Origin of the sequence: Aeromicrobium sp. NPDC092404 (assembly GCF_040684095.1) — a bacterium.
Classification (GTDB): Bacteria; Actinomycetota; Actinomycetes; order Propionibacteriales; family Nocardioidaceae; genus Aeromicrobium.
Genome location: NZ_JBFBFI010000001.1, coordinates 791,274 through 809,270 on the forward strand (window position 1 = coordinate 791,274; position 17,997 = coordinate 809,270).

The 17,997-nt window shown below is 69.4% G+C and carries 18 protein-coding genes; 9 read left to right on the plus strand and 9 right to left on the minus strand.

All coding sequences use genetic code 11. From position 1 onward, the window contains the following. Nucleotides 1–3 precede the first annotated feature (3 nt). Nucleotides 4–2,181, minus strand: coding sequence for a transketolase (gene tkt / locus AB0N22_RS03970; protein WP_364636385.1), 2,178 nt, complete (start codon nt 2,179–2,181; stop codon nt 4–6). A 107-nt stretch (nt 2,182–2,288) separates the two neighbouring features. On the opposite strand from tkt, the gene AB0N22_RS03975 reads away from it, so the two are divergent. Further along, a complete protein-coding gene (locus AB0N22_RS03975) occupies nt 2,289–3,212 on the plus strand; it encodes a heme o synthase (protein ID WP_364639205.1) in 924 nt (307 codons plus the stop codon). 51 nt (nt 3,213–3,263) lie between these two features. Next, nucleotides 3,264–4,334, plus strand: a complete 1,071-nt coding sequence (locus AB0N22_RS03980) for a hypothetical protein (RefSeq protein ID WP_364636387.1) — start codon at nt 3,264–3,266, stop codon at nt 4,332–4,334. 20 nt (nt 4,335–4,354) lie between these two features. On the opposite strand, the gene AB0N22_RS03985 is transcribed toward AB0N22_RS03980, so the two are convergent. The 4 genes from AB0N22_RS03985 to AB0N22_RS04000 are packed head-to-tail and all read right to left on the minus strand — an operon-like array spanning nt 4,355 to nt 7,685. Beyond that, on the minus strand, nt 4,355–5,032 hold the full coding sequence (locus AB0N22_RS03985) for a hypothetical protein (RefSeq protein ID WP_364636389.1): 678 nt from the start codon (nt 5,030–5,032) through the stop codon (nt 4,355–4,357). A 27-nt stretch (nt 5,033–5,059) separates the two neighbouring features. Beyond that, nucleotides 5,060–5,989 (minus strand): COX15/CtaA family protein, encoded by a 930-nt coding sequence (locus AB0N22_RS03990; protein WP_364636391.1) that lies wholly within the window; start codon nt 5,987–5,989, stop codon nt 5,060–5,062. After that, a complete protein-coding gene (locus AB0N22_RS03995; protein ID WP_364636393.1) occupies nt 5,980–6,753 on the minus strand; it encodes an ABC transporter permease in 774 nt (257 codons plus the stop codon). The genes AB0N22_RS03990 and AB0N22_RS03995 overlap by 10 nt, the downstream gene beginning before the upstream one ends. Beyond that, entirely contained in the window at nt 6,750–7,685 is a 936-nt protein-coding gene (locus tag AB0N22_RS04000) for an ABC transporter ATP-binding protein (RefSeq protein ID WP_364636395.1), read from the minus strand. Before AB0N22_RS04000 ends, AB0N22_RS03995 begins: the two co-directional genes overlap by 4 nt. Nucleotides 7,686–7,735: 50 nt before the next feature. Between AB0N22_RS04000 and AB0N22_RS04005 the strand changes: the two genes are divergently transcribed. Further along, nucleotides 7,736–8,833 (plus strand): ATP-dependent DNA ligase, encoded by a 1,098-nt coding sequence (locus tag AB0N22_RS04005; protein ID WP_364636397.1) that lies wholly within the window; start codon nt 7,736–7,738, stop codon nt 8,831–8,833. A gap of 28 nt (nt 8,834–8,861) precedes the next feature. Here AB0N22_RS04005 and AB0N22_RS04010 read toward each other — a convergent pair whose 3' ends face one another. Further along, nucleotides 8,862–9,641 carry a GTP pyrophosphokinase family protein gene (locus AB0N22_RS04010; protein WP_364636399.1) on the minus strand — a complete coding sequence of 260 codons (780 nt, stop codon included), beginning with the start codon at nt 9,639–9,641 and terminating at the stop codon, nt 8,862–8,864. 131 nt (nt 9,642–9,772) lie between these two features. Between AB0N22_RS04010 and AB0N22_RS04015 the strand changes: the two genes are divergently transcribed. After that, nucleotides 9,773–9,952, plus strand: a complete 180-nt coding sequence (locus tag AB0N22_RS04015; RefSeq protein WP_364636401.1) for a hypothetical protein — start codon at nt 9,773–9,775, stop codon at nt 9,950–9,952. 3 nt (nt 9,953–9,955) lie between these two features. On the opposite strand, the gene AB0N22_RS04020 is transcribed toward AB0N22_RS04015, so the two are convergent. The 3 genes from AB0N22_RS04020 to AB0N22_RS04030 all read right to left on the minus strand — a co-directional run bounded on the left by AB0N22_RS04020 (nt 9,956) and on the right by AB0N22_RS04030 (nt 12,125). Then, on the minus strand, nt 9,956–11,008 hold the full coding sequence (locus AB0N22_RS04020) for a DNA polymerase domain-containing protein (RefSeq protein ID WP_364636403.1): 1,053 nt from the start codon (nt 11,006–11,008) through the stop codon (nt 9,956–9,958). A 4-nt stretch (nt 11,009–11,012) separates the two neighbouring features. Beyond that, nucleotides 11,013–11,564 carry a hypothetical protein gene (locus tag AB0N22_RS04025; protein WP_364636405.1) on the minus strand — a complete coding sequence of 184 codons (552 nt, stop codon included), beginning with the start codon at nt 11,562–11,564 and terminating at the stop codon, nt 11,013–11,015. 75 nt (nt 11,565–11,639) lie between these two features. Continuing rightward, nucleotides 11,640–12,125 (minus strand): YbaK/EbsC family protein, encoded by a 486-nt coding sequence (locus tag AB0N22_RS04030; RefSeq protein WP_364636407.1) that lies wholly within the window; start codon nt 12,123–12,125, stop codon nt 11,640–11,642. 60 nt (nt 12,126–12,185) lie between these two features. Between AB0N22_RS04030 and AB0N22_RS04035 the strand changes: the two genes are divergently transcribed. The 5 genes from AB0N22_RS04035 to AB0N22_RS04055 are packed head-to-tail and all read left to right on the plus strand — an operon-like array spanning nt 12,186 to nt 17,995. Next, complete coding sequence (locus tag AB0N22_RS04035; protein WP_364636409.1) at nt 12,186–14,309, plus strand: MMPL family transporter; 2,124 nt, start codon at nt 12,186–12,188, stop codon at nt 14,307–14,309. A gap of 47 nt (nt 14,310–14,356) precedes the next feature. Then, nucleotides 14,357–15,043, plus strand: a complete 687-nt coding sequence (locus AB0N22_RS04040; RefSeq protein WP_364636411.1) for a metalloregulator ArsR/SmtB family transcription factor — start codon at nt 14,357–14,359, stop codon at nt 15,041–15,043. Further along, nucleotides 15,040–16,485, plus strand: a complete 1,446-nt coding sequence (sufB, locus tag AB0N22_RS04045; protein WP_364636413.1) for a Fe-S cluster assembly protein SufB — start codon at nt 15,040–15,042, stop codon at nt 16,483–16,485. The genes AB0N22_RS04040 and sufB overlap by 4 nt, the downstream gene beginning before the upstream one ends. Further along, a complete protein-coding gene (gene sufD / locus AB0N22_RS04050) occupies nt 16,482–17,678 on the plus strand; it encodes a Fe-S cluster assembly protein SufD (RefSeq protein ID WP_364636415.1) in 1,197 nt (398 codons plus the stop codon). The genes sufB and sufD overlap by 4 nt, the downstream gene beginning before the upstream one ends. Further along, nucleotides 17,675–17,995: a non-heme iron oxygenase ferredoxin subunit gene (locus tag AB0N22_RS04055; protein WP_364636417.1), complete on the plus strand. Its 321-nt coding sequence runs from the start codon at nt 17,675–17,677 to the stop codon at nt 17,993–17,995. Before sufD ends, AB0N22_RS04055 begins: the two co-directional genes overlap by 4 nt. Nucleotides 17,996–17,997: the final 2 nt, after the last annotated feature.

Below are 17,997 nucleotides of genomic sequence, written 5' to 3' on the forward strand. Positions count from 1 at the left end.
GGGTCAGTGAGTCTGCGCGGCGTCGGCGTTGTCGCCGGGGCCGACCGCGCCGGCGGGCCGGGCGTGGAACGGCGCCGTGGGCTCGCCTGCGGCGGCCGCGATCGAGTCCTTGGCGGCGGCCACGACGGCCTCAGCGGTGATGCCGAACTTGTCGTAGAGCGTTGCGTAGTCGGCCGATGCGCCGTAGTGCTCGAGGCTCACGATGCGGCCGGCGTCACCGACGACGTCGCGCCATCCGAACGCGACGCCCGCCTCGACCGAGACCCGCGCGCGCAGGTGCGGCGGGATGATGCGGTCGCGGTAGGAGCTGTCCTGCTGCTCGAACCACTCACGGCACGGCATCGAGACCACGCGCGCGGAGATGCCCTCGGCGGCGAGGAGCTCGCGCGCCTTGACCGCCAGCTGCACCTCGGAGCCGGTCGACACCAGGATCACGTCGGGCTCGCCGTCGGAATCGATCAGCGTGTAGGCGCCGCGGGCGACCGCGGAGGCCTCGGCGTAGCCGTCGGTGCCACGAGGGAATGTCGGCAGATTCTGTCGGCTGAGGGCAAGCGCCGCGGGACGGTTGGTGATGCCGAGCAGCGTGTGCCAAGCGGCCACGGTCTCGTTGGCATCGGCCGGGCGGATGACGTCGAGACCCGGGATCGCGCGAAGCGCCGCGAGGTGCTCGACCGGCTGGTGGGTCGGTCCGTCCTCGCCAAGGCCGATCGAGTCGTGCGTCCAGACGTAGGTCACGGGCAGCTCCTGCAGCGCCGCGAGCCGCACCGACGGGCGCATGTAGTCGCTGAACACCAGGAACGTGCCGCCATAGGGGCGGGTGAGGCCGTGCTGGACGATGCCGTTCATGATCGCGCCCATGGCGTGCTCGCGGATGCCGAAGTGGAGCACCCGGCCGTACCAGTCACCCTGGAACTTGGCGGACGATCGCTCAGGGGGCAGGAAGGACGGCTCGCCCTTGGGCGTCGTGTTGTTGGAGCCGGCCAGGTCGGCCGAGCCACCCCACAGCTCGGGCAGCCTGGCAACGGCGGCCGAGAGGAACTCACCCGACGCGACACGGGTCGCCACGCCCTTGGGGTCGGCCTCGTAGACCGGCAGGTCAGCGTCCCAGCCCTTGGGGAGCTCGCGGTTCTTGAGGCGCTCGAGCAGCTCGGCACCCTCGGGGTTGGCGTCGGCCCAGGAGTCGAAGGACGGCTGCCAGGCCTCGCGCTCGGTCTTGGCGCGGTCACGGACGGACTGGGTGTGGGCGATGACCTCGTCGTCGACGATGAACGTCTGGTCGGGGTCGAAGCCCAGCAGCTCCTTCGTCGCGCGGATCTCGTCCTCGCCGAGCGCGGAGCCGTGTGATCCGCCGGTGCCCTGGGCGGAAGGTGCCGGCCACGCGATGATCGTCCTGAGGCGGATGAAGCTCGGCCGGTCCGTCACGGCCTCCGCAGCTTGATAGGCGTCCCACAGGGCCTGGACGTCCTCGACGTACTCGGTTCCACCGTTGGTCCAGTCGACGGTCTGGACGTGCCACCCGTACGCCTCATAGCGGGCCGCGACGTCCTCGGTGAAGGCGATGTTGGTGTCGTCCTCGATCGAGATGCGGTTGTCGTCCCACAGCAGCGTGATGTTGCCGAGCTGCTGCGTGCCCGCGAGGGACGAGGCCTCGGCCGAGACGCCTTCCTGGAGGTCGCCGTCGGACGCGACGACGTAGACGTGGTGGTCGAACGGGCTCTCGCCGGGCGCGGCGTCGGGATCGAGCAGGCCGCGTTCACGGCGGGCGGCCATCGCGAAGCCGACGGCGTTGGCGACACCCTGGCCGAGCGGGCCGGTCGTCACCTCGACGCCCGGGGTGTGGTTGTACTCGGGGTGGCCCGGCGTCTGGCTGCCCCAGGTCCGCAGGCTCTTGAGGTCGTCGAGCGTCATCGGGTAGCCCGCGAGGTAGAGCTGGATGTACTGCGTCAGGCTGGAGTGACCGCAGGACAGCACGAAGCGGTCGCGCCCGGCCCAGTGCGGATCGGACGGATCGTGACGCATGATCTTCTGGTAGAGCAGGTAGGCCACCGGGGCCAGGCTCATCGCGGTTCCGGGGTGGCCGTTGCCGACCTTCTGAACGGCGTCAGCGGCCAGGAGACGGACGGTGTCCACGGCCTTCTTGTCGAGGTCTGTCCACTCCAGGGAGGGGGTTCCGGACGTCACAGCTCTGGCTCCTGTTGTTCGAACGAGGGTCTTGTCTGATCAGCTTCATGGGCCGTCACGACGAGCGTACTCGCGTCCTTTAGACTCTGAACGTGAGCACCGTTGGCGTGAGATCAGCGCTCGGCGCCGACGTACCCCCTTCACCGCGTTTCACCGACGTCGTGAAGTCCTACGTCGCGCTGACCAAGCCGCGCATCATCGAGCTGTTGCTCCTCACGACGGTCCCGATCATGTTCCTGGCCGAGCAGGGCGTGCCGTCGGCGTGGCTCGTCGTCGCGACGGTCGTGGGCGGAACGCTCTCAGCCGGCAGCGCCAACGCGCTCAACTGCGTCGTCGACGCCGACATCGACCAGCTCATGCGCCGCACGTCCCGGCGGCCGCTTCCGCGCCACCAGGTCGGCACTCGCGGTGCGCTCTGGTTCGGGCTGGCGCTCGGCGTGATCTCCACGGTCTGGCTGTGGACCCTCGTCAACCCGCTGTCGTCGATGCTGGCCCTGGCCGCCAACGTGTTCTACGTCGTCGGCTACACCATGATCCTCAAGCGCCGCACGACCCAGAACATCGTCTGGGGCGGCGCGGCCGGGTGCTTCCCTGCGCTGATCGGCTGGACCGCGGTCACCAACGAGCTGGCCTGGTCGCCGGTCGTGATGTTCATGGTCGTCTTCTTCTGGACGCCTCCACACTTCTGGTCGCTCGCGATGCGCTACCGCGAGGACTATGCCGCGGCCAGCGTCCCGATGCTGCCGTCGGTCGCGTCGTCGGCTGAGGTGGCCCGGCAGATCGTGGCCTACTCCTGGGTCATGGTCGGCACGTCGCTGCTGCTGTGGCCCATCACGCCGACGGGTTGGTTCTATCCCGCCGTCGCGATCACGCTCGGCATCGTGTTCCTCGTCGAGGCCTACGACCTCAAGTCGCGGGCGGCCGACACCGAGGACCTGGCCGTCCTCAAGCCCATGCGCCTGTTCCACTACTCCAACGCCTACCTGGCGCTGCTGTTCGTGGCGGCGGCGGTCGATCCCTTCCTGCGCTAGCCGCCGCTGGCGCAAGATGCTGCGCGCGCCCTCCCTGCGTACGCTGGCCGCGTGAGCTCACCGGGATATCGTCTGGTCGCAGCGGCACGCGAGCTCAACCTCTCGGAGCGGTTCTTCACCCGGTTCCGCCGGGTCGGGCTGCGCGGGGTCCTCGCCGACCTGAACCGCGTCGGAGCGCATGCTGACGTACCCGGTGAGGCGGCCGTCGCCGGCATGACCTGGCAGGACGACGACCGGGACACGCAGCGGTGGTATCCCCAGGGCATCACCACGTCTGCGGACGCCTATGGTGCCGAGCCGAGCGGCGGGATGTTCGAGGGGCACGACGTCGTCATCACGAGCTGGTACGCCCACGGGTGGCGCGGCTGGCTGCAGCTGGGCTCGCGGATCTCGGTGATCGACTGGACCGACGATGCTCCGCCGCGCTACCGCCACGTCCTGCTGACGGCACCCCGACGGTGGGGCTTCTTCCACCGCCTGCGCCCCGTCAGGGTGCACGCAGGCGGGATCGTTTGGTACGGCGACCACCTGTTCGTCGCAGGCAGCTCGTCCGGCATCCGCGTGTTCCGGCTGGACGACATCGTGCGGGTCCGCAACCGCCTGCGCTCCAAGGGTTATCGCTACGTGCTGCCGCAGTACTCGTCCTACGCGGCCGAGCACGACGAGGACGGCAGCCGCATGACGTACTCGTTCATGTCCCTCGACCGAGCCGGCGCCGAGGACCACCTCGTGGCGGGGGAGTACGGCCGCAAGGGCGGCAGCCATCGCCTCATCCGGTATCCGATCGACCGCGACACCCAGCTGCTGCGCAGCGACGATCGTGGCAGGGCTGTGGCGAGCGAGCTGCACGACCGCCAGGTCGCACGGATGCAGGGCGCGGTGGTCTTCGAGGGCACCTGGGCGATCACGTCGAGCAACGGCGAGGGCAATCCCGGTGACCTGTGGGTCGGCAGGCCCGGCAGCTACACGCGCCACCGCGGCGTGCTGCCGACCGGTCCGGAGGATGTCACCTGGCTGCCGCAGCGCCGGTGGCTGTGGTCGCTCACCGAGTGGCCCGGACGCCGCTGGGTGTTCGCCATGAACGCCGATCGCTGGCGCACCGAGCAAGAGGGCACCCCGTGACCGTGGACCAGGGCTGAGCTTCAGGTGAGGCGCCAGCCAGCGACGTCGATGAGGAAGTGTGAGAGCACGAGTGCCCCCAGGTAGAACGTCGAGACGGCCAGCGCGGCCGCGAGCTTCGTCACCAGGGACGTGTGCCGGACCTGAGCGAACGCCGTGGCGGCGGCCCACCCGAGGGCGGCCTCAGCCGGCACGACGTAAGCCGCCACGCCCAGCACTCGGTGCGTGTCGCCCACCGGCTCCCACAGCCCGAGGGTCGGGGCCAGCAGCTCGGCGCCGAAGAAGATCACTGCCGCCAGCAGAGCGGCACGCCTGGGTCTGCCGGCTGCCAGCGCCAGGGCGACGAACAAGGGCGCCACCCACATGGCGGCCATGGCGAGCGGGATGACGTCGTCTACCCGCGGGCCGCCGGTGTCGGGGAATCGCAGCGTGCCGATGAGGTCGGCCAGCACCCAGTCGGGCAGCACCTGGAAGATTGACACGAAGGTCAGGAAGCCGGCCAGCGCGAAGAGGTCGCGATGGTCCGAGGGCCGGCACGCGAGCAGCAGGCCGGCGACGTAGCCGATGACGCAGAGCAGGACCGCCCACCCCTGGGCCGGTGGTTCGAAGGACACCGCGACGGCCCCCGCTGCGAGCAGGCCCGCATGGACCGCGACCACCGGGCCGAGCCCGCGGCGGGCTGTCGTGAGGGCGGTGGGCACCTGCACACCGTAGGGGCACGCACGCGTTCAGCGCGAGGGCGACGCGTCTGTCGGTCGCGGGGAAGACCCGAGGTCGGGCGTCGTGGGGACGACGGACACGACGGTGACGAGCAGTCGCGTGCCGCCGGCGATCAGGGCTGCGGCGCCGATCAGGTGGATCGTCACGAGGGCGATCGGCAGGTCGGTGAAGTACTGCACGAAGCCGATGGTGCCCTGTGCGAGCTCGATCGCCAGGAACACCATGGCGACGCGGGCAGCCGGCGTCCGACGTAGCAAGACGTAGGCGGCAACCGTGAGCACGACGAGGACGTAGACGCTCGCCGCGTGCACGTGGCTCATGACGTGGGGGTCGAGCCCGTTGCGCGGGGCCTCGGCGTCCCCGGCATGGGGACCGGCGCCCGTGACGATCGTGCCGAGGTAGACGACGACCCACAGGACGACGTACGCGGAGATGACCACCGGCTTGGCGTACGGCGGCCAGACGTCGCGGCCGAGGCCGCGCACCCGGAGGACCAGCAGCATCGAGGCGGCAACGAGCAGCATCGACAGGATCAGGTGCAACGAGACGACCCACGGGTTGAGGTCGGTCAGAACCGTGATGCCGCCGATGACGCCCTGGAACGGCACGCCCAACGCGATCAGGAGGGCCAGCCGCCGCAGCTCACGGGTCGAGCCGGCCCAACGCCACACCGCGACGAACGTGACGATCACGACCGCGATCAGCACGTAGGTCAGCATGCGGTTGCCGAACTCGATGACCCCGTGCACACCGAGGGCGCGGTGCGGCACGAACGAGGTGTCGGTGCACTGCGGCCAGGTCGGGCAGCCGAGTCCGGATCCGGTCAGGCGCACGAGGCCGCCGGTCAGCACGATCACGGTGTTGGCGACGACCGCGGCCCAGGCCCATCGCTCGACGTCGCGCTGCCCCGGCGCTCGCAGGCTTGCTGTCACTCCCACTTGAACGTCCTCGAGACTCCGAGGCCGCACGAGACGGCCCACACGATCAGCACCACGATGGTGAAGGCGCCCGGACCCTGGCCGGCGAAGGTGTCGCGCAGCCCCTGGCCCAGCGCGCCGGACGGCAGCAGCTCCAGGACGTGCCGAGCGGCCTCCGGGTAGCGGCTCAACGGCACGAGCAACCCGCCGCCGACGAGCAGGAGGACATAGACGAGGTTGGCGACCGCGAGCGTCGCCTCGGCGCGCAGGGTCCCGGCGATCAGGAGCCCGAGCGAGCCGAACGCCGCCGTGCCCAGGACCGCGAGCACCACCATCTGGCCGAATGCCGTCAGGCCGCCGTGCGGGTCCCAGCCGAGCAGGAGGCCGACGACCGAGAGCAGCGTCAGCTGGGCGATCTCGACGACCGCGATCGCGCCGATCTTGCCGAGCATGAGTCCCCACCGCGGGAGGGGAGAGGCGCCGAGTCGCTTGATGACGCCGTAGCGGCGCTCGAACCCGGTCGCGATGGCCAGCGACGTGAACGACGTCGACAGCACGGCGAGGGCGAGGATGCCCGGCGTGATGATGTCGATCGACCGGCCCGCACCGAGGTCGACGACGTCGTTGGAGCGGGTGCCGAGGACGAGCAGCATCAGCGGGATGACGAGCGTCAGCAGCAGCTGCTCGCCGTTGCGCGACAGCAGCCGCAGCTCCATCGCGACCTGGGAGCGCAGCATCGTGGGCGTGGACGCAGCGCCGGGCATGGGGGAGAGGTCCAGGCTCATCGAAGGGCCTTCCCGGTGAGCTCGAGGAACCGGTCCTCGAGGGTCTGCCGCTCAACCAGGAGCGACTCGGTCAGCACCCCGGCCCCGGCGCACCATGCGGAGAGCGTCGCGAGCAGCGCGGGGTCGACGTTGCCGGCCAGGACGTACGCGCCGGGCGTGACCTCGTCGACCTTGGTGTCGTGCGGCAGTGCCAGCATGAGGTCCTCGACGTCGAGGCCGGCGCGGGCCGTGAAACGTACGGTGTTCTTGGCGCCGGAGGCGGCCAGTGCCTGCGGTGAGCCGGACGCGATGACGCGGCCCTCGTCGACGATGTGGACCTGGTCGGACAGCGTCTCGGCCTCGTCCATGAAGTGCGTGGTCAGCACGGTCGTCACGCCGCTGTCGCGCAGCTCGCAGACGAGGTCCCAGGTGGCCCGGCGCGCCTGCGGGTCGAGCCCGGCGGTGGGCTCGTCGAGGAACAACAGCTCCGGTCGGCCGATGATCGCCATCGCGAGGCTGAGCCGCTGCTGCTGTCCGCCGGACAGGCGGCGGAACGGCGTCGAGCCGTAGCCCTGCATCCCCAGGCGCTCGATCACCTCGTCGACGTCGAGCGGGTGCGCGTGCAAGGACGCGATGTGGCGCAGCATCTCGTACGCCCGCGAGCCCGACCACGCGCCACCGGACTGCAGCATGACGCCGACGCGAGGCTTGAGCTTGCGCCCGTCGGTGATGGGATCGAGGCCCAGCACGCGTACGGTGCCCTGCTGGGGCGTGCGGAATCCCTCGCAGGTCTCGATCGTGGTGGTCTTGCCGGCGCCGTTGGGCCCGAGGATCGCCGTCACCGTGCCCGGCTCGACCGTGAGGCTGAGACCGTCGACGGCGGTCACCGAGCCGTACCGCATGACGAGGTCCACGACCTCGACGGCGGGCACGTGTTTGGCCGGCTCAGTCACCTCATCAGTGTAGGTGTCGGCTGTCAGGCGCCGGCTCTAGGCTGTCGATCATGGATCTTCCCGTGATGCCGCCGCTCCAACCCATGCTGGCCAAGTCGGTCAAGGGCGTGCCGGCCGCGGACTCGGTCGATGGCGGCCTGTCGTACGAGCCCAAGTGGGACGGGTTCCGCTGCATCGTGTTCCGTGACGGCGACGAGGTCGAGCTGGCGAGCCGTTCGACCAAGCCCCTAACCCGCTACTTCCCTGACGTCGTCGAGGCGGTCAAGGCGGAGACTCCGCAGCGGTGCGTCCTGGACGGCGAGATCTTCATCGCGATCGACGGTCGTCTCGACTTCGACGCCCTCTCCCAGCGCATCCATCCCGCGGCGTCCCGGGTTGCGACCCTGGCCGAGCGCACGCCGGCCTCGTTCGTCGCCTTCGACCTGCTGGCGCTCGACGACGAGTCGCTGCTGGCGGAGCCGTTCTCCGTGCGCCGATCCCGTCTCGAGGAGGCGCTGGCCTCCGCGGCCGACCCGATCCACGTCACCCGCACGACGACCGACGCCGCAGAGGCCGAGGAGTGGTTCGGCATCTTCGAGGGGGCGGGCCTCGACGGCGTCGTCGCCAAGGCGTTGGGCAAGCCCTACGCGCCCAACGGGCGCACGATGCTCAAGATCAAGCACTCCCGCACGGCAGACGTCGTCGTCGCCGGCTATCGGCTGCACAAGACCTCGACGGCCGACCGGCCCCTGCTGGGGTCGATGCTGCTGGGCCTCTACGCCGACGACGGTCAGCTGCAGCACGTCGGTGTCGCCGCCTCGTTCACGGAGTCGCGTCGTGCCGAGCTGATCGCCGAGCTCGAGCCACTGGTCGTCGAGGCGTCGGAGCACCCGTGGGGCCAGTGGCAGGACGCCGACGCCCAGGCCGGCTCACGGCTGCCCGGGGGCCAGAGCCGCTGGACGGGCACCAAGGACCTGTCGTTCGTCACGCTCGCCCCGACCCGGGTCGCCGAGGTCGGCTACGAGCACATGGAGGGCGTCGGCGACGGCGCACGCTTCCGTCACACCGCGCAGTTCAAGCGCTGGCGGCCCGACCGCGAGCCGCAGTCATGCACCTATCAACAGCTCGAGGAAGTCGCGAAGTACGACCTCGCCCAGGTCCTGACCTGAGGCTCCGGGATGTCGGATCGCGGTCGCGTCAGCTGCTGAGGCGGCGCAGGCGCTCGATCAGCGCCTCGTCGGGCACCGCGTTCGTGCCGTTGCTGAGCTCGGCCTTCAGCGCCTGGGGGAGCTCGCCGGAAGTCTTGACCTCGGTGTGCAGGCGCTCCATCGTCGCGTCGAGCTCGCCAGCGGTCTCGGCGGCGTCCCGGAGCCCGTCGAGCAGCGACTGGGGCACGTCCTCGCGGTACTTGTAGTGGATCTTGTGCTCCAGGCTCGCCCAGAAGTCCATCGCGATGGTCCGCAGCTGCACCTCGACCAGGACGGGAACCTCGCCGTCGCTCAGGAAGACCGGGACCTCGACCAGCGCGTGCAGGCTGCGGTAGCCGTTGGGCTTGGGCGTCTTGATGTAGTCCCGGACCTCGACGACGTGCACGTCGGACTGCCCGGTCAGCAGGTCGAAGATCGTGTAGACGTCCGACACGAAGCTGCACGTCACGCGTACTCCGGCGATGTCGGTGATGCGCTCGGCGATCGACTCGAACGTCGGCTCGCACTGCTTGCGGCCCATCTTCTCGACGATCGACTCGGGGTTCTTGAGCCGCGACGACACGTGCTCGATGGGGTTGGTGTCGTGCAGGTGCGCGAACTCGTCCTTGAGGATCGTCAGCTTGGTGACGATCTCCTCCATGCCGAACTTGTAGCGCATCATGAAGCGCGTGAAGTCCTGGCGGAGCTGCTGAGCGTCCTGCGAGGCGAAGTCACCGTCGGCCCGCTCGATCAGTCGTCCGAGGTCCATCCGGGCAGGCGTCGGGTCCACCAGCCCACTGTAGGCACATGTCGGTTGCGTGGGAGTGCGGGAGTCCGTCGGCCCGCGTACGGTCTGGACATGCGAACCTCGACGACGCACGGCCGTGCGACGGGTCGTGCCGCCCACGCCCCGGTGCCGCGATGACCGACATCAAGCAGTCCGTGGCCACCCAGCTCGAGATCGACCCGGACGACCTCGAGCCCGTCGAGGACGACACGACCACCCACACGTTCCGCCAGTCGAGCACCGGCCGGCTGATCGTCGCCCGCGTGGAGGTCGGCCCCGAGGGCCCGGTGGTCGAGGTCGCCGACCCCGCGTAGACGTCAGCCGCTCTTGTTCCTGGTGTCCTTGCTCGGCTGGACGCGCTTGGGCTCGCCCGGCATCTTCGGGTACTCCGGCGGATAGGGCATCTCCACCGGGTCAGCCTCCCAGAGGTCGAGCAGCGGCTGGAGCGAGTGGTGCACGTCGTCGATCTCGCCCCACGCGTCGCCCTGGGTGGCCAGCCGGTCGGGCACGGTGTGCAGCGTGAAGGCGCGGGGGTCGTCGAGGGTCGCGAGCTCGTCCCACGTCACCGGTGTGGAGACGGGCGCACCGGGCGCCGGACGGAGGCTGTAGGCCGAGGCGATCGTGCGGTCACGGCAGTTCTGGTTGAAGTCGACGAAGACGTTGTTCTCTCGCTCCTCCTTCCACCAGGCCGTGGTGACGCCGTGCGTACGCTTCTCGAGCTCACGGGCGAACGCGATGGCGGCATGGCGCACGTCGGTGAAGGTCCACGACGGCTCGATCCGGACGTAGACGTGGATCCCGCGCTTGCCACTGGTCTTGGGGAAGGCGCGGATGCCGAGCTCGTCGAACAGCTCTCGCGCGACCCCCGCGATCCGCACGGCGTCGCCGAAGGTCGCGGCGCCGAAGGGGTCGAGGTCGATCCGCAGCTCGTCCGGCCGGTCGTTGTCGTCGCGCCGCGTCGGCCACGGGTGGAACGTGATGGCGCCCATGTGCGCCGCCCACGCCGCCGTGGCGATCTCGGTCATGCAGATCTCGTCGGCGACGCGACCGGACGGGAAGAGGATGCGCGTGCTCTCGACGTACGGGGGAGCGCCCCGCATCATGCGCTTCTGGTAGAACGCGTCGCCATGGCTGTCCGCCCGGGTCGACATGACCATGCCCTCGCGCACGCCCTTGGGCCACCGCTCCAGCGCCACCGGGCGGTCACGCAGGGCCCGCATGAGGCCGTCCTCGACGGCGACGTAGTACTCCGCGACCATCAGCTTGGTCACCTCGGGTGAGAAGTCGGTCGCCTCGTAGATCACCCGGGTCGGACTCGAGACCCGGACGGTTCGTCCGCCGGCCTCAATCTCGACCGCATCACTCGCCATGCAGTCACTCTAGGGGCGCACGGACCCGATCTAGGGCCGACGTCCGGACGAGTGGCAGCAGCCCGGCGAGCAGCAGCATCGCCGCGAGCGTCGACAGGTCGGGCTTCAGGGCCATGGCCCCGAAGCCCGCTGCGACCGCGACGGGGGACCACGCCGGCATGCGGTGCGGCTCGTGGATCGTGACGTCGACCAGCAGTCCGGACAGTCCCATGAGCAGCAGCACCGGCCCGACGTCGTTCGGCCGATCAGGCAGCGGGAACGCCCCGTCAGCCGACGGGAACGCCTCGTCCAGAGCCAACAGCAGCAGCACCGCGACACCGACGAGCCCCAGCACCGTCATGGTCGTCGTGGCGGTCGCTCGTCGCACCGACGGGGCCCGGACGGCACGGCGGAGCCCGACCAGCAACACTCCGAAGCAGGTGAGGGCCGCCAGCATGAAGCCCTGCCCGACGTCCCGGACCGGGCTGCGAGACTCGTCTGTCGCGAGCCGAAGCACCCCGTACGTGAGCAGGAGCAGGGGCGCGACGAGGGCGGCCGACCTGACGGGGAAGCTCATGGATCCAGCCTCGTCCGAGGCGAGCGGCCGGACCATCCGGATTCGCCCTCGGTCGGCCCTCACCGAACCCTGATCTCAGTTGACGGTGGTCTCCCGGGCCCCGGTCATCGCAAGCAGCTCGGCATACGTCGTGGAGAAGACCGCGGCCGGATGTCCTGCCGCCGCCCAGATCTCGTCGTACGCCCGCAGCGCGAGGTCGATGTACGTGCGAAGGGGCGCGGGATGGGCGATGGGGGACACGCCGCCGATGACCTGGCCGGTGTGCTCGCGCACGAACTCCGGCTTCGCACGCTTCAGGCCGATCACGTCGATCGCGGCTGCCACCTTGTCGGTGTCGACGCGGTGCGCGCCCGAGGTGAGGACCAGCACCGGTTCGGTGGTGCCCGCGCGGGTGGTCGCGGCGAACAGCAGGCTGTTCGCGATGGCGCCGACGGCGCAGCCCAGAGCTTCAGCCGCCAGGGCGGCTGTGTGCACGGAGTCGGGCAGCACGACGATCCGGCCGGTCCCGCCGCGCTCGGCCAGCTCGGCGCGGAAGCGGGCGATCGAGGGATGTTCGTTCACGTCACGCAACGTATCGACCCCGCATTCCCGGCGGTCGGCTGGACCGATACTTTCTGAGACATGTTCTCAGCACTCGGCCGCTTCGTGACCCGTCGTCCTTGGTACGTGCTCGGCACCTGGATCGTCCTGGCGGGCCTCGTCATCGCCACAGCGCCCACGTTGACGGCGACCACCGACGAGGCGGAGTTCCTGCCCAAGCACTACGAGTCGATCAAGGCCGCCACGCTGCAGGAGGACGCCTTCCCGAGCCAGGGCGCGCCGGGGGCGATCCTCGTCTTCGACCGCAAGGACGGTGGCAAGCTCACCGGCGACGACAGCGCCAAGGTCGAGTCCGTCGTCGAGGAGCTCAACGGCGACCTCGAGAAGGCCTTCGAGCCCGGTGTGGTCCAGCCGCCGTCCGAGAACAAGCTCGTGCAGATCGCGGTGATCCCCCTCGCGGACGGTGCGACGGGATTCGACACCCCGTCCTTGGACGCCGCCAAGGAGCTGCGCAAGGACGCCAAGCCGCTGGTCGAGGACACCGACCTCCAGCTGCGCATGACCGGCGCGGCGCCGCAGAGCGTCGACTCCGAGGAGTCGTCAGCCAAGACCATGCAGATCGTCGGACTCGCCACGATCGTGCTGATCGTCGTGCTGCTGGCACTGATCTTCCACAGCGTCATCATCTGCCTGCTGCCCATCGTCGTGGTGACCCTCGTGTCGTTCATCGCCACGGGCCTGATCGCCTGGGCCAACGACATCTTCGACCTCAAGGCCGACAGCTCGATCCAGGTCATCCTCATCGTGGTGCTCTACGGCATCGGCACGGACTACATCCTGTTCCTGCTCTACCGCTACCGCGAGCGCCTGCGTACGGGTGAGGACACCAAGGTCGCGATCGGCACCGCCCTCGAGCGGGCCGGCGAGGCCATCGCCTCGGCAGGTGGCGCGGTCATCGTGTCGTTCATGGCGCTCGTCCTGTCGAGCCTCAGCATCTTCCGCTCGATCGGCCCCGCCCTGGCGATCGCCGTCGCGGTGACCCTCTTGGCTGCGCTGACCCTGGTGCCCGCGCTCCTGACCCTGCTCGGGCGGGCGCTCTTCTGGCCGTCCAAGCAGTGGCGCAACGAGCCGACGGGCACGCGGTTCGCGTCGATCGGCCGGTCGCTCGGCAAGCACCCCGTACGGTTCGCCGGCGCCTCGGGCCTGCTGCTCGCCGTGCTGGCGTCGTTCACGATCGGGTTCAACCCATCGTTCGACTTCAACTCGAGCCTGCCCAAGGACGTCGAGTCCACCAAGGCGATCAAGACCCTCGAGAAGGGCCTCCCCGCCGGCGTGACCGACCCGACCACCGTCCTGCTGCACGCGGATGGTCAGCTCGACCAAGCCGCAGTCCACACCTTCGCCACCGAGCTCGGCAAGGCCGAGGGGATCGCGCAGGTGGCGCCCGGCGTGTTGTCCGACGACGGCCGCACGGCGGTCTTCAACGCGCTGCTCGACCACGACCCGACCTCCGACGCGGCGATCGCCGACGTCAAGGGGCCCGTCCGCGACGCCGCGCACGAGGCCGCACCGGACGGCACGGAGGCGTTCGTCGGCGGCTCGACCTCGGTGTTCGTCGACATGCACAAGGCGATGAATCGCGACTACTCGGTCGTGTTCCCGGTCGCCGCCGCGGTCATCATGATCATCCTGGCCCTGCTGCTGCGCAGCCTCGTCGCGCCGTGGTTCCTCATGGCCTCGGTCGGTCTGGGCTTCGGCGCGACGCTCGGCGCCACGGTCATCGTGTTCCAGCACATCCAGGGCCTCGACGGCCTGATCTTCATGCTGCCGATCTACATCTACCTGTTCGTGGTGGCGCTGGGCACGGACTACAACATCCTCATGATCGCGCGGCTCCGCGAGGAGGCGCGCGAGGGACGCAGTCCCCGTGACGCGGCCGCCGAGGCGGTACGCCACGCCGGCCCGACGATCGCCGCTGCCGGCGTCATCCTCGCCGGCACCTTCGCGGCCCTGATGCTGGGCGGCAACTCGCTCATCACGTCGATGGGATTCGCGCTCTCGTTCGGCATCTTCGTGGCGGCGTTCGTGATGGCGATGTTCCTGACGCCTGCCATCACGGCGCTCATCGGGCACGCTGCCTGGTGGCCCGGGCACGGTGACGAGACGGCCGAGGAGAAGGCGGTGCGGGTCGACTCCGCGGGTTAGGTTGACCTTCGTTGAACCGGCTTGGTGAATAAAGGCACACTTGTCTTGTGAAATACACCGGTTCGGATGACGCGTCGGTGGTCGACGACGCTCCGACCCGGGAGCGGGTGGCCACCACGATCTTGCAGAACGGCCCGTCGACCGCAGCAGACCTCGCGGTCCAGCTGCACCTGACCCCGGCCGCCGTGCGCCGCCACCTCGACCAGCTCCTGGCCGAAGGCGTGCTCGAGACCCGCGACCAGCGGATCACCGGGCAGCGCGGACGCGGACGACCGGCCAAGGTCTTCGTCATCACCGACGCGGGACGCGACCACTTCGGTCACGCGTACGACGTGCTCGCCGCCGGCGCCCTGCGCTACCTCGCCGAGACCGGAGGGGACGACGCTGTCATGGCATTCGCCCGCCACCGGCTGACGGACATCGAGGACCGCTACCGGCCGCTCCTGGCCATGGCCGACCCTGACGAGCGCCCCCGGGTGCTCGCCGAGGCGCTGAGCGCGGACGGCTACGCCGCGTCCGTCGGCTCCACCCCCGCCGGCACGCAGATGTGCCAGCACCACTGCCCGGTCGCCCACGTGGCCGAGGAGTTCCCCCAGATGTGCGAGGCCGAGACCGAGATGTTCGCGCGGCTCCTCGGCACCCACGTGCAGCGACTCGCCACGATCGCCCATGGCGACGGTGTCTGCACGACCCACATGCCCAAGACCACAGAAGCAGAGAGGTTGCCCTCATGACGACCACGTCAGAGACCAACGCACCCAATGCCATCGAAGAGGCCAACCCAGGACTCAAGGATGTCGGCCGCTACGAGTTCGGCTGGTCCGACAAGACCGACCACGGTGCGACGTCGCAGCGTGGCCTGAGCGAGGACGTCGTCCGCAACATCTCGACGCTCAAGAACGAGCCCGAGTGGATGCTCGACCTCCGCCTGAAGGGTCTCAAGCTCTTCGGTCGCAAGCCCATGCCCACCTGGGGCTCCGACCTCAGCGGCATCGACTTCGACAACATCAAGTACTTCGTGCGGTCCACCGAGAAGCAGGCCGCCACGTGGGACGACCTGCCCGAGGACATCAAGAACACGTATGACCGTCTCGGCATCCCCGAGGCCGAGAAGCAGCGACTGGTCTCCGGCGTCGCGGCGCAGTACGAGTCCGAGGTCGTCTACCACTCGATCCGTGAGGACCTGGAGGAGCAGGGCGTGCTCTTCCTCGACACCGACACGGCCCTCAAGGAGCACCCCGAGCTGTTCAAGGAGTACTTCGCGACGATCATCCCGGTCGGCGACAACAAGTTCTCGGCGCTCAACTCGGCCGTGTGGTCGGGCGGCTCGTTCATCTACGTGCCCAAGGGTGTCCACGTCGACATCCCGCTGCAGGCCTACTTCCGCATCAACACCGAGAACATGGGCCAGTTCGAGCGCACGCTGATCATCGCCGACGAGGGCTCCTACGTCCACTACGTCGAGGGCTGCACCGCGCCGATCTACTCCAGCGACTCACTGCACTCGGCCGTCGTCGAGATCGTCGTCAAGAAGGGCGCCCGCGTCCGCTACACGACGATCCAGAACTGGTCCAACAACGTCTACAACCTCGTCACCAAGCGCGCCGTCTGCGAAGAGGGCGCCACGATGGAGTGGGTCGACGGCAACATCGGCTCCAAGGTCACGATGAAGTACCCGGCCGTCTACCTCATGGGTGAGCACGCTCGTGGCGAGACGCTGTCGATCGCGTTCGCCGGCGAGGGCCAGCACCAGGACGCCGGCGCCAAGATGGTCCACGCCGCGCCCAACACGTCGAGCTCCATCCTGAGCAAGTCGGTGGCCCGTGGCGGCGGCCGTACGTCCTACCGCGGCCTCCTGCAGGTGCTCGAAGGCGCCGAGGGCTCGGCCAGCACGGTCAAGTGCGACGCGCTGCTGGTCGACCAGATCAGCCGGTCCGACACCTACCCGTACGTCGACGTCCGCGAGGACGACGTGACGCTCGGCCACGAGGCCACGGTGTCCAAGCTCAGCGACGACCAGCTCTTCTACTTCATGTCGCGTGGCATGGAGGAGGACGAGGCCATGGCGATGATCGTCCGCGGCTTCGTCGAGCCCATCGCCCGCGAGCTGCCGATGGAGTACGCCCTCGAGCTCAACCGCCTGATCGAGCTCCAGATGGAGGGGGCAGTCGGTTGAGCATCGCACCTGAAACGTCCAAGACAGGCATCCAGGACCTGTCGAACGCCCTGGAGCTCTCGCCTGTCGAGTCGCACCTGCACCCTGAGGGCTCGTTCGACCTCGAGGACCACCCCGTACCGACGGGCCTCGAGGAGATCTGGCGCTTCACGCCGCTCAAGCGGCTCCGCGGCCTGCACCAGGACACCCCGCTCGACGGCGACGACTTCAAGGTCGAGGTCGACGCGGCTGAGGGCGTCACCGCCGTCTCGGTGCCTGCGGCTGACTCGGCCCGTGGGGCCTCGGGCTACGTGCCAGTCGACCGCGTGTCGGCGCGCGCCTGGGCCGCCGCACAGTCGGTGTTCGAGGTGACGATCCCCGCCAACGCGGTGATCGACGAGCCGACCACGATCCACCTGCACGGTGAGAGCCTCGACAAGGCCTCGGCCGGCCACCTGCTCGTCCGCGCCGGCCAGTTCTCCAAGGCCGTCGTCGTCGTCGACTACGACGGCTCCGCGACCTGGGCCGAGAACATCGAGGTCGTCCTCGAGGACGGCGCGCAGCTGACGTTCGTGACGATCCAGGACTGGAACGACGACAGCGTCCACGTCGTCACCCAGCACGCTCGCGTCGGCCGCGATGCGGAGTTCCGGCACGTCGCGGTCTCGCTCGGCGGCGACGTCGTGCGGGCCAGCACGTCGGCGGACTACCTCGGCACCGGCGGCAGTGTCGAGATGCTGGGCGTCTACTTCGCCGACGCCGGTCAGCACATCGAGCACCGGTTGTTCGCCGACCACACGGCGCCTCGCACCAAGAGCAACGTCGAGTACAAGGGCGCGCTGCAGGGCAAGGATGCCCACACGGTCTGGATCGGCAACGTCCTGATCCGCAAGGAGGCCCAGGGCATCCTGACGTACGAGAGCAACGACAACCTCGTGCTGACCGACGGCGCCACGGCCGACTCGGTGCCCAACCTCGAGATCGAGACCGGTGACATCGAGGGTGCGGGCCACGCGTCCACGACCGGCCGCTTCGACGACGAGCACCTGTTCTACCTGCAGAGCCGCGGCATCGAGGAGGAGGAAGCCCGACGACTCGTCGTGCACGGCTTCTTCAACGACATCATCCGTCGCATCGGCGTGCCGTCCCTGCAGGAGCGCCTGGTCGCCTCCATCGAGGAGGAGCTGGCCGAGCACGTAGGACGCATCTCATGACCTTCGTGGCGGCCGCCGCGCTGGCGGACGTGCCCAAGGGTGGCGTGCTGACCGTCGAGGTCGACGGTGAGGAGGTCGCCCTGGTGCGCGACGGCGACGACGTCTACGCGCTGCGCGACGAGTGCTCGCACGCGTCGATCCCGCTGTCCGAGGGCGACGTCGAGGGCTGCGAGATCGAGTGCTGGCTGCACGGCTCGCGCTTCGACGTCCGCACCGGCAAGCCGGTCAACCTTCCCGCCACCGAAGCCGTACCCACCTACCCCACCCAGATCGAGGGCGACACCGTCATGGTCGACCTCTCGGGCAACAGGAGCTGAAC